Raw genomic sequence first — 12,736 nt, 5'->3', positions numbered from 1 at the left:
GCGGGGGTCAACCCATCGGATGCATGGTTGGCCAGCGAGATTTCGGTGGGCCAACCATGCACTGGATGGGTTAACCCGCGAGAGTTCGGCCAGGGGTCAGCTCGATCAGGAGGGGTAGGTGGTCCGACGCGGCGGCCAGGTCGGCGCGGGTGACGCCTGCGACCGTGTCGAGCGGAATCACCCGGCCGGAAAGCTCGGGTGAGAGGTGGGCGCCGTCGATCCGGCGTTCCGGGTTGTCGGAGTGGTAGGTCGGGCCGACGTCGACGCCGAGGTCGGTGAGACCTTCGGCGGCGAGGCGGTCCCAGACCGGACCACCTGGCTCCTCGTTCAGGTCGCCCACCAGCAGGTACGGCAGGTTGAAGGACCGGCACCCGCGCAGGACCTGCTCCAACTCGTGCTGCCGGCCGCGGATGTGCAGGCCGAGATGGCACACCACCAGCGCGAGATCCGTGCCGCCGAGCGTGACCCGCCCGCCGACGGCACCGCCCGGCAGCTGGGTCGCGATCAGCCGCAGCCGGCGACGGACGAACGGCCGCCAGACGCGCCAGTGCAGCGACTCCACGACTTCGGTGCTACCGGCAACCAAGATCGCGTTGCGCGCCGCGGCCGCGACGTACGTCATGCCGAAGGTGGCGGCCATCGCGCGGCGCTTGCGCCTGGTCCCCCACCACGTCGGCGCCTCCTGGATCAGCGCGACGTCCGGCGCACAGGCCCGGACCACCCGGGCCAGCGCTTCGCGGTCGTCGCCCCAACGGTGCACGTTGTACGACAGCACCCGCAGCGACGGGCCGGTGCTCATGCCTCCGGTTCGCCCTGGTTGCGCCGGGTCTGGTTCAGCTGCGGCTCGGCGGGCAGATCCAGCTGCAGGTCGCCCGTGTGCTCGAGCTGGAGCTCGCCCTCCGAGGTCGCCGCACGCATCCCGGTCCGCCGGCTCGCCGACTTGCGGGCGGCCCGGTCCAGCCGGGTCGACCGGCCGCCGCGGGCGGCGGTCTTCGCCGTCACCGCGGTGGTTTTCACCCGCACCCGCCGCAGCCAGGTCGCCTCCTCGCGGGCGAGGTCCGCGGCGCCGACCATGCCCGCCTCCGGGCCGAGCACGGCGCGCACGATGCGCGCCTCCGGCCGGAACCCCCGCCCAGTCAGCGTCCGCTTGAACGCCTCCCGGGCCGGCGCCAGCAGCAGCTCGCCGGCGTCGGAGACGCCACCACCGATCACGAACGTACCGGGGTCCAGCGCGGCGGCGAGGTTCGCCAGGCCGATGCCGAGCCAGCGGCCGACATCCTCCAGCAGCTCGACCGCGACCGGGTCGCCGTCCTTGGCCAGCTCGGTGACCATCGGGCCGTTGATCCGGCGCGGGTCGCCCTCGGCGGCGCGCAGCAGGTTGTGCGCAACCGGTGAGCCGGACAGCGCGAGCTCCCGCGCCTCCCGGGTCAACGCGTTGCCGGACGCGTACTGCTCCCAGCAGCCGCGGTTGCCGCACTCGCAGCGGTGACCGCCCGGCACCACCTGCATGTGGCCGAACTCGCCGGCGATGCCGAACTTGCCGCGCTGCAGAGCGCCGTCGTTCAGGATCGCGCCGCCGATGCCGGTGCCAAGCGTCACGCAGACCAGGTGGCTCTCGCCCTGGCCGCCGCCGAACCGCCACTCCGACCAGGCGGCGGCGTTCGCGTCGTTCTCCACCACCACCGGCAGGCCGAGGCGGCGCTCGACCGCGTCCCGCAGCGGCTCGTGCCGCCAGGCCAGGTGCGGCGCGAACAGCACCGAGGAACGGGTGCCGTCGACGAATCCGGCGGCGCCGATGCCGACCGCGATCACGTCGTGCCGCGACTCCAGGTCGTGCACGACCTCGGCGATCGCGTCCTCGGTCTCCTTCGGGTCCTTGGTCGGGGTGTCCCGGCGCAGCCGGTCGAGAATGTTGCCCTCGGGGTCGACCACTCCGGCGGCCACCTTGGTGCCACCGATGTCGATGCCGATCGTCAACGCCTGCGTCAGAGCCATCGCACGACCCTCCTCTCGGTACCCCCAACTCCGGCCTTCGCCGGTTCCAGCCAAGCATCTCGGACCGACCACCGCTGCCCCTGCGCGGCGGCGGGTCGCGCCGTCACCGAGGCTGCTCCGCGGCCGCGCCCGGGGCCTGCGACGGCGCCGTCTCGGCGGGTGCCGGGGCGGCCGGCGGCGCGACGTCGGCCTGGGCGGGCGCCGGGCGGCGAGCCAGGTCGGCGGCGCCGATGATGCCGGCGTCGTTGCCCAGCTGCGCGAGACCGAAGCGCGGGTGCGGCCGGTTCGCCCGGGCCGGCAGGTTCTTCTCGAACGCGACCTGCGCCGACTTCACCAGCAGCTCCTTGGCCGCGCTGACGCCGCCGCCGATCACGATTGTGCTCGGGTCGAACAGCGTCGCGAAGCTCGCCAGTCCCTCGCCGAGCCAGCGGCCGAGGTCGTCGAGCAGCTCCACCGCGCACGGGTCACCGGCCGACGCGGCCTGGGTGATCATCGGCCCGGTCAGCTCGGCGGGGTCGGTGATGCCGCAGACGCTCAGCATCTGAGCCGCCGCGAGCGAGCCCGACTCGGCCTGCGCCCGGCCTTCCCGGACGAGCGCGCTGCCGGAGGCGTACTGCTCGAGACAGCCGCGGGCTCCACAGCCGCAGCGGTGACCGCCAGGCACCACGCGCATGTGGCCGAGCTCGGCCGCGACCCCGTGGGCGCCGCGCAGCAGCTCACCGTCGATCACGACGCCGCCGCCGATGCCGGTGCCGACGGTCACGCACACCATGTGCTCGACGTCCTTGGCCGCGCCGAAGGCGAACTCGCCCCAGGCCGCGGCGTTCGCGTCGTTCTCCACCACGACCGGGACCTGCAGCACGTCGGCGACCCGGCGGCCGAGCGGCTCGTCGCGCCAGGCCAGGTTCGGGGCGAACAGCACGGTCGAGCGGTCCGACGAGACGAAGCCGGCGGCACCGATGCCGACCGCCTCGACCTCGTACTGCGCGATCAGTTCGGCGGCCGCGTCACAGATGGCGCGGGCGGTCTCGTCGACCGAGGTGGCGGGTGTGTCGCGGTGCGCGCGGGCGCCGATCGTGCCGTCGGTGCCGACGACGCCGGCCGCGATCTTGGTACCGCCGACGTCGATGCCGATGGTCAGTCCCATGGTTCGGGGTCCTCACTCACGTCGATCCGGTCCACACGGGACCGAGCTGGGCGTTCCGGGTCCTGCTCCCCGGTGGTCCGCGACTCTGCGTCCACCCGGGCCTGCCGCGCCGCCTCCGCGGCAGCCTCCAGCAACGAGCGCACCGATCCCAGTACGCCGGCCGCCGCCGTCGACAACTGCTCGATCGTCTCCGGGCTGGTACTGCGTACCTTGTTGATCACCTGACACACCGGACACCACTGGCACTCCACCCCCCGCCCCAGCCCATGCCGATGCTCCTCCCCCGGGCCGGACGAGCCCCCGCCAGCGAACTCGGCAGACCCAACAGAGGCAGCATCGTCGACACCGGCCCCGGCGCGGGCGGCACCGGGCTCCGTCGAGAGATCACCGTCGACTGGATCTTGTCTGGCCGGCTGGGTCTCACCACGCGCGACCTTGCCGGCCGCATCACCACCCTGCGCCTCCGCAGCAGCCTGCTGAAGTACGGCGAACAGCTTCGCCGCCTCCTCCGCCACCGACCCGACCGGCTCCTTCGTCATCGGGTCCCCTCCGTGATCGCCGCGTCGACCTCCTGGCCGAACTGCTGGTCCATCTGCTCACGAAACTCCTGCGCCAGCTCTTGCGCCGACTCCAACGGCCCGCTCGCCGTCGGAACCTCCGCCGCCGGCGGCACCGCCGTACGAACCATCGGCTCCCGCGGAGCGAACCGCACCTGCAACCGCCCGTCGTCCAGTCGCGCCCCCGCGACCACCCCTCGGGCCAAGGCCGCCGGCAACGGAATCACCCGCCGGTACGACCCGACGGTGACGATCAGCTCGTCCCCGTGCCGGGCCAGTTCCAGATCGGCCGCCGACGCGAGCGGCAACGGCAGCGTCAGGATGTACGTCCGCCCGTCGGTGTCGATGTGCCGGTCGACCAGCAGCGACGTCTCGTCCGAGGCCCGCGCGAACGGGTCGTCCCCGCCGTACATCTCGACCGCGAACGCCGCCAGCTCCTCCACCCCGACTGGCTCGCAGGCCCGGTACGGCGACTCCCAGATCGGCAGCGGGCTGAACGAGTCCGCGACGTCTTCCAGGATCCCGCGTTGCGCGGCGACCCACTGGCGGCGCCAGTTGTCGGCCCCGGCCGCCGGGAACACCCGGTTCGCCACGATGCCGTCCACGCGGTACCCGTACAGCGACAGCGTGGTCATCGAGCGCCGCGCCTCGGCGACCACGACGGCCTCCGGCGTCAGCACCAGCCGCACCGACGCGTCCGGCCCGGCCAGCAGCGCGCGGATGTCGGCCAGGTCGCGCTGCAGCCGGCGCAGCGCGTCGAACACGGTGTCGTCCGGCATCGGCAGCCCGGACGCCTTGCCCAGCAGCGGCCGGAACGACCTCAGCACCTTGCGCTCGGTGTTGATGATGCGGTCCATGTACCAGCTCAGCGCCTCCGGCAGCGCGAGCAGCCGCAGCGTCTCCGCCGTCGGCGCGCAGTCGACCACGACGACGTCCCAGCGCCCGGACCGGACGTGGTCGCGCACCTCGAGCAGCGCGAGCACCTCCTCGGCGCCCGGCAGCACGGTCAGCTCCTCGGCCTCGATCGGGTCGACCCCGATCACGTGCAGCACCGAGCGCAGGTACGCCTGGATGTCGCCCCAGGACCGCTCGAACCGGCGCTGCGCGTCGATCTGCTGGACGAACAGCAGGTCGTCGATCTCGGTCGGCTCGCCGCCGACCTCGCAGTCGAACGCGTCGGACAGCGAGTGCGCGGCGTCGGTGGACAGCACCAGCGTGCGCAGTCCGCGCAAGGCGGCCAGCGTGGCGGTGCCGGCCGCGGACGTGGTCTTGCCCACGCCGCCTTTTCCTGTGTACAGCAGAACCCGGGTCACGTCGATCAGGACTCGACGCGCTTCTTCAAGCCCTTCAGGGCCGTGTCGATGATGACTTTCTCCGCCTTGCGCTTGAGCATGCCGATCATCGGGATCGCCACGTCGACCGCCAGCCGGTAGGTCACCTCGGTGCCCTGCTCGCCGAGGTCGCGCAGCACGTAGGCGCCGTCCATGCCCTTGACCATCTTGGCCTGCACCAGCGACCAGGTCACCTCGTTGCGGGACCAGACGTAGTCCAGCGTGTACTCGTCGGAGATCGCCCCGGCGTCGACCTTGAACCGGACCTGCTTGGGCCGGCCCGCCTCGTCGGTGGACAGCACCTCGGTCTCCCGCATCGAGTCGGCCCACTGCGGGTACGCCTCGAAGTCCGCGATCACCGCCATGATCGCCTTCGGGGTCGCGTTCACGACGATGGTCGAGGTGGTCTGCTCTGCCATCGATTCACCTCTCCGCTGCCGGGACGGTCGTCCGTCCGCGCGCCTGGTCGGCGGCACGGCCGGGTGCGGGGCGCCGGTGCCCCCACCGGAGACTATCGCGGGTTCCCAGCCGGACCTGCGCTCGCCCGCGGCGCGGCCCTGCTCGACTTCGTCCTTGAACCGCCAGATCCGTTCCCGGTACCGCGCGACGTAGCCCTCCTGGAGCCGTCGCAACCCGCGCGGCCCGGTACGGCGTACCGGGTCGACGCGCAGGAACCAGTGCACGACCACGCCGTCCCGGACCTGCTCCAGCCACCACTCCGCCGTACCGACGGCGTCGCCGGTGACGGCCCAGCGGACTCCCTCGAGCCCCCGGCGCTCGGACGGCGTGAGCACCAGTTCGGGCCACCACTCACGCCAGAGGGTGTCCGAGCCGAGCCGCTCCGCGACGTAGGCTGGATCTGCGACGACCAGGTCGTCGCAGCTGATGTCTAGCGAAGGCATACGCTGAACCTATCGCTGCGGCGATGAGTTCCCTGGGTCACATTGGTCTGGCTACCAGTGGGTAGGTGACTGTAGCGTGCGCCGGAGCCGACCATCCTGACTGAGGAGACGCGGATGCGTGAGTACACCGTTCCTGCTGTGATCGATCCCCCGGCCACCGGTGGACTCAGCGATCCCGTCTGGGCGAACGCGTCCTCCCATCCCAACACCGCGGTGTTCAGCCGCCGGGTCGGCGACGGCTGGCTGGACATCACCGCCGCACAGTTCGCCGAGCAGGTCGCCGGCGTGGCCAAGGGCCTGATCGCGGCCGGCGTCAAGCACGGCGACCGGGTCGCCCTGCTCAGCGCCACCCGGTACGAGTGGACGCTGATCGACTACGCGATCTGGAGCATCGGCGCCGCCACCGTGCCGATCTACGAGACCTCGTCGGCGTCGCAGATCCAGTGGATCCTGACCGACTCCGAGGCCGTCGTCGCGATCGTCGAGACCGCCGCGCACGGGGCCGTCGTCGAGTCCGCCCGGTCCGAGGCACCGTCGCTGCAGGAGGTCTGGCAGATCGAGTCCGGCGCGGTCGACGAGCTGACCGTGCTCGGGCAGCAGATCAGCGACGCGGAGCTGGACAAGCGGCGTACGGCGGTCGTGCCGGGCGACCTGGCCACACTGATCTACACCTCGGGCACCACCGGGCGGCCCAAGGGCTGCAAGATCACCCACGGCAACTTCATGGACGAGCTCGGTACCGCGGTGAAGGTGCTGGACAACCTGTTCGACGTCCGCGGCGCCTCGACGCTGCTGTTCCTGCCGCTGGCGCACGTGTTCGCCCGGATCATCCAGGTCGGCTGCGTGATGATGCGGGTCAAGCTCGGCCACAGCTCGGACGTGAAGAACCTGGTCGCCGATCTCGGCGAGTTCAAGCCGACCTTCATTCTCAGCGTGCCGCGGGTGTTCGAGAAGGTGTTCAACACCGCCAGCCAGACCGCGCACTCGGCCGGCAAGGGCAAGATCTTCGACGCCGCCGCGGAGACCGCGATCGCCTACTCGCAGGCGATGGACAAGGGCGGCGCCGGGTTCGGGCTGAAGGTCAAGCACGCGCTGTTCGACAAGCTGGTCTACAGCAAGCTGCGCAACGTGCTCGGCGGCAAGGTCGACTACGCGGTGTCCGGCGGTGCGCCGCTCGGCGACCGGCTCGGCCACTTCTTCCGCGGCATCGGCGTCCCCGTCCTGGAGGGCTACGGCCTGACCGAGACGACCGCCGCGCTGTCGGTGAACCTGCCCGGCGACCTGCGGATCGGCACGGTCGGCCGGCCGCTGCCCGGCGTCACGGTCGGCGTCGCCGAGGACGGCGAGCTGTGCTTCAAGGGTGGCCAGGTGATGCTCGGCTACTGGAAGAACGACGAGGCGACCGCGGCCGCGATCGACGCCGACGGCTGGTTCCACACCGGCGACCTGGGCGAGTTCGACGCCGACGGCTTCATCCGGATCACCGGCCGGAAGAAGGAGATCCTGGTGACCGCCGGCGGCAAGAACGTCGCCCCGGCCGTACTGGAGGACCGGATCCGGCTGCACCCGCTGGTCGGCCAGTGCATGGTGGTCGGCGACGGCAAGCCGTTCATCGCCGCGCTGATCACCATCGATCCCGAGACGATCGGCTCCTGGGCGGACAAGCACGGCAAGCCGCACGACCTGAAGACCCTGGCCGAGGATCCCGACCTGATCGCCGAGTTCCAGACCGCCGTCGACGACGCCAACACCGCCGTCTCCAAGGCCGAAGGCATCAAGAAGTTCACCGTGCTGCCCACCGACTGGACCCAGGAGAACGGCGAGCTCTCGCTCAAGCTCTCCCTCCGCCGCCACATCGTCATGAAGAAGCACGAAGCCGACGTGGAAGCCCTCTACGCCGACTAGTTTCGACGCCGGGAGCCTGCACGCAAAGGCCTTCGGGCGTCGAGGACCCACGCGCACGTCAGCGCAACCGCGCGCGAACCCTCGTCAGGCGGCCGCCACCGTCGGCCGGGTGCGTGCGCTCAGGGTGTGACGGTGAAGTCCGCGTCGGCCGTGGTGGTGATGCCGGCGGTGCGGCCGGGGGCTTGGTGGTTCTCCCAGTAGAGGTTGGTGTGGGCGATCACCAGGTCGGGGGTCGGCGCGCCGTACTCGGAGAGGTCCTCGGTGGTGTGGGCGTCGGCGACCAGCGTGGCGTCGTAGCCGCGGGCGATGGCCCCGTGCAGGGTCGAGCGGATGCACTCGTCGGTCTGCGCGCCGGAGACGATCAGCCGGCCGATCCCGCGCGCGGCGAGCACCGGCTCCAGGTCCGTCGCCTCGAACGAGTCCGGGTACTGCTTGTGCACCAGCACCTCCCCCTCCGCGCGCACGAGCTCCGGCACGTACTGCCACTCGTCGCTGTCCTTCTTCAGCCCACCGTCGCTGTTGTGCTGCACCCAGACGACGTCGACTCCGGCCGAACGCGCTTTGCCGACGAGTGTGCCGATGTTGGACACGACGGCGTCGCGGTCGTGCGTGCCCGCCATCACGCCGTTCTGCACGTCGATGACGAGCAGCGCAGTCCTCGGTCGATCGACCAGCGTGGTCATGAACCCTCCCCCAGCAGCTGAAACTTTGATCTCCCGAGACTAGACCCGCCCTCCGACAGTTTTCGAGAGCTCCCGATCCACGGCACCTGCGGCTTGGCCCGCGACCTATCCCCTCGTCGCAACGGGTGAGAAAAGTGCTCATTGGGTGAGCACTTATGGGGAGCAGGATGGTGTTCACCGGGTCGGACGGACCGCCCGAAAACACCAGGAGACCGAGATGTTCCGAGGATTCGCCACCATCAGCTTCTACGCCGACGATCTGGCCGCCGCCCGCGACTGGTACACCGAACTGCTCGGCCGGCAGCCGTACTTCGCGTTCCCGGCCGCACCGGCGGTCCCGGCGTACCTGGAGTTCCGGATCGGTGACGACGAGGACGAGCTGGGCTTCATCGACCGCAAGTACGCGCCGCCGGGCGCCGCGAACGCTCCCGGCGGCGCGGTCATGCACTGGCACGTCGACGACCTGGCCGGCACGTTCGAGAAGCTGCTGGCGATGGGCGCCGCTGAGTACCAGCCGATCACTTCGCACGCTGACAGCGACTTCACCACGGCGTCGGTCGTCGACCCGTTCGGTAACGTGCTCGGCGTCATGCACAACCCGCACTACCTGGAGATGCTCGAAGCCCGCGAGAAGGCCACTGCGCCCGCCGCGCACTGACGTCACTCCTCCGGCCCGCTCAGCTTTTTCGGCTGAGCGGGCCGGAGGACGTCAGGGACCTGCAGCACTCAGCAAGCCGTCTGGGGCCGGCGGTTTCCGCGATGGCACGCCGCGAGCAGGGCGGCTCCGTCGGGTCGGTGAGTGGTGGAGATCCGGTCAGCCGAAGTCGTACGCGCGGGCGATCCGGTGCGCTGCTTCGGCGGCGGTCAGGGCCGTGTTGTCGAGCCGCAGGTGATCGTGCCGGGCGAGCAGCGCATCGGCCTCCGTGCGGGTGCTGCCGGTGTTCAGGACGTGCTTGCCGTCCACCTCGAGCAGGTTGCGCCGGGAGAACTCGAGATCGCGCTTGCTCGCCTTGCGCGCGAGCCGGAACTCGGTCTCGTTGCGCGCGATCCGCTCGGACTGCTCGGCGGCCAGCTCGACCAGCCGGAGCCGCCCACCCCGGGCCTCGACGATCTCGCCGTACGACGCGACGAGGTCGGCGTCCTCGGCGAGCTCCAGCGCCCACACCAGGGTGAACACCAGTCCCGGCAGGCCCGAACCCGCCGCCTCCTCGATCACCCGCCGCCGAAACTCCGAGACCAGCCGCTCGAACGGCGCCGACCCGAACGGGAAGATCTCCAGCACCGGCTCGATCGCCGCGTGGTTGTGGAACAGCTTGAACCCGGTGAGCTTGCACAGCTCGTGCCCGACCGTCATCTTGCCGACGGCGGGCGGTCCGAAGATGAGCACGAGTTCCATCCACCCATGGTGCCAGGGGGCGTTCTCACCTTCGACCGGTTTTCCCTCCGGGCGCTCTGCCGGTCCAGGATGAAGTAGGTGCTAGGAGCACCTTTTCCAGTGTCGGCTCCAAGAAGCGGGTGATGCCGGTGATGCGGTCGCCCTGGATCGTGAGCACCAGCTGGCCGGCGTACCAGCTGTCCTGATGGTCGACGAAGGAGCAGGTGTACGCCGGCTGGCGGTTGCTGCGGGTCGGCTCCAGCCGGAGCGCCATGGTCCGTCGGCCGTCGGCGCTGGCCCGCAGGAACGCGGCGATCGCCTCCGGCCCGTGGTACTCGTGCGGCGCGGGCGGCATCGCCAGCCAGGCGCCGTCGGTCAGCAGGCGCTTGACCGCTTCGATGTCGTCGGCAACAAACGCCTCGGCGAACCGTCTCGCCACCTCCCGCTCCCCCGGGTCGCCCAGCCCGCGACCGGAGTCGGACGGCGTGCCACGCTTGCCGACCGCCGCGCGGGCCCGCTGAAGCGCGCCTTTGACCGCGGTCGGCGTGGTCTCCAGCAGATCGGCAACCTCAGCGACCGCATACCCGAGCACGTCGACCAGCACCAACGTCGCGGTCTGCCGCGGAGGCAGCCGTTGCAACGCCACGACGAACGCGAGCTCGACATCCTCCCGCCGCACCGCGCGCACCTCCGGACTGGCACTCAGCTCGTCCAGCCAGGCATCCGGATACGGCTGCAGCCAGGTCACGTCACCCCGTCGCGAAGGCTCCGGCGGCTCGAACGGCGGCACCGGCTCGATCCGGGGCCGCCGCTTGGTGGCGCGAATGGCGTTCAGGCACCGGTTCGTGGCGATCCGGTACAGCCAGGTCCGCACCGACGCCCGCCCCGCGAACCCCGGCAGCCCGTTCCACGCCGCCAGCAGGATCTCCTGCATCAGGTCGTCCGCGTCGACCACCGATCCCAGCATCCGGTAGCAGTGCAGATGCAACTCCCGGTAGTACGGCGTCGTCAGCTCGCGAAACGCGTCCGCATCCCCGCTCCGCGCCCGCTCCAGCACCCCGGCAGTCATCTGCCCATGGTGTCAGCCCGTCCCGACAACCTCCGCTGGGACGACGAACTCGTACGGCGATCCGCCCGGGTCGGCGGGCAACCGTTCCGATTGAGTCCGGTGTGGTGTCCGTACCAGAACGGAGCGACACCCACCACGGAAGGACCTCGCCTGATGCACCAGCACTCCACCGCCGCACTCGACACCGCTCTCGCCTACCACCGAGCCTGGACCGGTCGGGACTTCGACACGGCGATGCGGCACGTGGCCGGCGGCATCGTCTGCCACGCACCGGCCGGCCGGATCGACGGGGCCGACGCGTTCCGCGCGTTCATGGAGCCGTTCTCGCGCATTCTCGTCGGTTCCGCCGTGCTGTCCGCATTCGGCGACGCGACGACGGCTCTGCTGATGTACGACACCGAGACCGTCCCGGTCCCGCACGCACCCGCCGCCGAGCACCTGACCGTGCACGACGGCCGCATCACCCAGCTGCGAATCATCTTCGACCGCACCCCGTTCGAGCAGGCCCGCACAGCCCGGGACGAAGGCAAGTTGTAGGGCAGCGGTCGGATTGCGAGATTGTTGTTGAGGGACTTCCGACGGCGTGGGCAGGACGGAACGAGGTGGCTGACGTGGACGCGGTGGAGCGGAAGAGGCGGCGGGAGCGGGGCCAGCGCCTGCTGGATGAGCCGGCGGGGGCGTACGACGGCGTGCCGGGGGTGGATCGGTCGAGGATGTTCGGCAGTGAGGCGTTGCGGACCGAGGGGAAGATCTTCGGGTTCGTCGGGAGTGACGGGGAGTTGATCGTGAAGGTGCCGGCGGAGCGTGCGGCTGCTGTGGTCGCCGACGGGGGCGCGGAGCGGGTGCGCATCGGGCGGAACCCGGCGCGGGAGTGGATCGGCCTTGCCTATCCGCGGACTCCGGATGAGCGCGAGCGCTGGCGGGAACTGCTCGGGGTCGCGCACGAGTACGTTGCATCACAGGGCGATGGCGGGAGCAGGCGAAGCTGGGCGGTGGAGTGACTGCTGGCTGACATGGTTCAGAACGGGCGACGGGGGCGCCCGGCGGGAAGGACGCTTGATACGGTCCGGCCATGGTGGATGCTCGTGGGTCTTTGCAGGTGCGGGTGACCGGCGCCGACGTTGAGCTGGCCGTACGTCTGGCGGTGAGCGCGTTGCGGGAGGCGCAGGAGGCCGACTGGGACGTCAAGGCCGGCTCGCTCGAGTGGGATTGCTGGGAGACCGTCGAGCATCTGGCCGACGACCTGTTCTCGTACGCCGTGCAGCTGAGTCCCGCGAGTCCGCCGCTGGAGTCGCATGTGCCGTTCGCGTGGAGCCGGAAGCGGCCGGGCGGTCCGGCGAACGCCGTCTTTGCAGATCGCGAGGCCGGCCCGGCTGGATTGCTGCAGGTGCTGGACGCCAGTGGCGGGCTGCTGGCGGCGATCGTCCGGACCACGCCGGAGACTGTGCGCGCGCATCACATCTTCGGTGCCGCGGATCCTGAAGGGTTCGCTGCGATGGGCGTCGTGGAGACGCTGGTGCACACCCACGATGTTGCCGAAGGCCTCGGTATCACGTGGGCACCGCCGGCCGAGCTCTGCGACCGGGTGCTGAAGCGGCTGTTCCCCGACGCGCCTGCTGACACCGACAGCTGGCTAACGTTGCTCTGGGCAACCGGACGCGCCGAGCTTCCAGGCCGGCCGCGGCTCACCCAGTGGCGTTGGTACGGCGAACCCCGCGCCACAGCCGGCGACTGATGGCAACAAGCACGAGCCCAGCGGATGGTTTCCTGAG

Annotated in this window: 14 protein-coding genes; 5 read left to right on the top strand and 9 right to left on the bottom strand. The window is 70.9% G+C overall.

Annotated features, from left to right (window positions below; all coding sequences use genetic code 11):
* Positions 1 to 70: 70 nt before the first annotated feature.
* The 6 genes from KFLA_RS13970 to KFLA_RS38825 form a co-directional block, all read right to left on the bottom strand.
* Entirely contained in the window at positions 71 to 799 is a 729-nt protein-coding gene (locus KFLA_RS13970) for an endonuclease/exonuclease/phosphatase family protein (protein ID WP_012920443.1), read from the bottom strand.
* Positions 796 to 1,995 (bottom strand): ROK family glucokinase, encoded by a 1,200-nt coding sequence (locus KFLA_RS13965; RefSeq protein ID WP_237706803.1) that lies wholly within the window; start codon positions 1,993 to 1,995, stop codon positions 796 to 798. Before KFLA_RS13965 ends, KFLA_RS13970 begins: the two co-directional genes overlap by 4 nt.
* Before the next feature lie 103 nt (positions 1,996 to 2,098).
* On the bottom strand, positions 2,099 to 3,142 hold the full coding sequence (locus KFLA_RS13960; protein ID WP_012920441.1) for an ROK family glucokinase: 1,044 nt from the start codon (positions 3,140 to 3,142) through the stop codon (positions 2,099 to 2,101).
* Positions 3,133 to 3,363: a hypothetical protein gene (locus KFLA_RS38830; protein ID WP_237706802.1), complete on the bottom strand. Its 231-nt coding sequence runs from the start codon at positions 3,361 to 3,363 to the stop codon at positions 3,133 to 3,135. Before KFLA_RS38830 ends, KFLA_RS13960 begins: the two co-directional genes overlap by 10 nt.
* A gap of 314 nt (positions 3,364 to 3,677) precedes the next feature.
* A complete protein-coding gene (locus tag KFLA_RS13950; protein WP_083792853.1) occupies positions 3,678 to 5,012 on the bottom strand; it encodes an ArsA family ATPase in 1,335 nt (444 codons plus the stop codon).
* Positions 5,013 to 5,017: 5 nt separating this feature from the next.
* Positions 5,018 to 5,932, bottom strand: coding sequence for an SRPBCC family protein (locus tag KFLA_RS38825; RefSeq protein ID WP_012920438.1), 915 nt, complete (start codon positions 5,930 to 5,932; stop codon positions 5,018 to 5,020).
* A gap of 114 nt (positions 5,933 to 6,046) precedes the next feature.
* Between KFLA_RS38825 and KFLA_RS13940 the strand changes: the two genes are divergently transcribed.
* The gene (locus tag KFLA_RS13940) at positions 6,047 to 7,837 is read left to right on the top strand and encodes an AMP-dependent synthetase/ligase (RefSeq protein WP_012920437.1); all 1,791 of its coding nucleotides are present in this window, start codon (positions 6,047 to 6,049) and stop codon (positions 7,835 to 7,837) included.
* Between the two features lie 119 nt (positions 7,838 to 7,956).
* Here the strand turns inward: KFLA_RS13940 and KFLA_RS13935 are convergent, their stop codons facing one another.
* On the bottom strand, positions 7,957 to 8,520 hold the full coding sequence (locus KFLA_RS13935) for an isochorismatase family protein (protein ID WP_012920436.1): 564 nt from the start codon (positions 8,518 to 8,520) through the stop codon (positions 7,957 to 7,959).
* 217 nt (positions 8,521 to 8,737) lie between these two features.
* Between KFLA_RS13935 and KFLA_RS13930 the strand changes: the two genes are divergently transcribed.
* A complete protein-coding gene (locus KFLA_RS13930; RefSeq protein WP_012920435.1) occupies positions 8,738 to 9,178 on the top strand; it encodes a VOC family protein in 441 nt (146 codons plus the stop codon).
* A 156-nt stretch (positions 9,179 to 9,334) separates the two neighbouring features.
* On the opposite strand, the gene KFLA_RS13925 is transcribed toward KFLA_RS13930, so the two are convergent.
* Both KFLA_RS13925 and KFLA_RS13920 read right to left on the bottom strand, forming a co-directional pair.
* The gene (locus KFLA_RS13925; RefSeq protein ID WP_012920434.1) at positions 9,335 to 9,916 is read right to left on the bottom strand and encodes a DEAD/DEAH box helicase family protein; all 582 of its coding nucleotides are present in this window, start codon (positions 9,914 to 9,916) and stop codon (positions 9,335 to 9,337) included.
* Between the two features lie 25 nt (positions 9,917 to 9,941).
* Positions 9,942 to 10,964: an RNA polymerase subunit sigma-70 gene (locus tag KFLA_RS13920; RefSeq protein ID WP_012920433.1), complete on the bottom strand. Its 1,023-nt coding sequence runs from the start codon at positions 10,962 to 10,964 to the stop codon at positions 9,942 to 9,944.
* 153 nt (positions 10,965 to 11,117) lie between these two features.
* On the opposite strand from KFLA_RS13920, the gene KFLA_RS13915 reads away from it, so the two are divergent.
* The 3 genes from KFLA_RS13915 (at position 11,118) to KFLA_RS13905 (ending at position 12,699) form a co-directional block, all read left to right on the top strand.
* Positions 11,118 to 11,501, top strand: coding sequence for a nuclear transport factor 2 family protein (locus KFLA_RS13915; protein ID WP_012920432.1), 384 nt, complete (start codon positions 11,118 to 11,120; stop codon positions 11,499 to 11,501).
* A 65-nt stretch (positions 11,502 to 11,566) separates the two neighbouring features.
* Positions 11,567 to 11,965: a luciferase domain-containing protein gene (locus KFLA_RS35580; protein ID WP_012920431.1), complete on the top strand. Its 399-nt coding sequence runs from the start codon at positions 11,567 to 11,569 to the stop codon at positions 11,963 to 11,965.
* 71 nt (positions 11,966 to 12,036) lie between these two features.
* Entirely contained in the window at positions 12,037 to 12,699 is a 663-nt protein-coding gene (locus tag KFLA_RS13905) for a hypothetical protein (protein WP_012920430.1), read from the top strand.
* Positions 12,700 to 12,736 lie beyond the last annotated feature (37 nt).

The sequence above is a fragment of the Kribbella flavida DSM 17836 genome, from assembly GCF_000024345.1.
Taxonomy (GTDB): Bacteria; Actinomycetota; Actinomycetes; order Propionibacteriales; family Kribbellaceae; genus Kribbella; species Kribbella flavida.
The sequence above is the reverse complement of the archived record's forward strand: the minus strand, read 5'-3'. Positions and strand labels throughout refer to the sequence as shown.